Below are 412 nucleotides of genomic sequence, written 5' to 3'. Positions count from 1 at the left end.
AATACAACGATGTATGGAACACCTACTTGGCGAGAAAGAAGGATGTGTTCACGAGTTTGTGGCATTGGACCATCAGTCGCAGCACATACAAGGATCGCGCCGTCCATTTGAGCAGCACCAGTAATCATGTTTTTAACATAATCGGCGTGGCCCGGGCAGTCTACGTGAGCGTAGTGACGAGTTGGAGAATCGTATTCTACGTGTGATGTATTAATTGTAATACCACGTGCTTTTTCTTCTGGTGCAGAGTCGATTGCAGCGTAGTCTTTAGCTTCACCACCGAATTTCTTCGCACATACAGTTGCGATAGCAGCAGTTAAAGTTGTTTTACCATGGTCAACGTGACCGATTGTGCCCACGTTAACGTGTGGCTTATTACGTTCAAACTTAGCCTTAGCCATGAGATCTTCCT

Annotated in this window: 1 protein-coding gene; it reads right to left on the bottom strand. The window is 45.9% G+C overall.

The genetic code is table 11. The features are described 5' to 3' along the window. Positions 1-401, bottom strand: a 401-nt coding sequence (locus AC1M9M_RS14825) for a GTP-binding protein (RefSeq protein WP_035271135.1), incomplete at its 3' end; no start/stop codon positions are given. Between the last annotated feature and the right edge of the window lie 11 nt (positions 402-412).

The sequence above is a fragment of the Acinetobacter sp. ANC_7503 genome (assembly GCF_056780035.1).
Note: the sequence above shows the minus strand (reverse complement) of the source record. Positions and strands in the feature narration are given on the sequence as shown.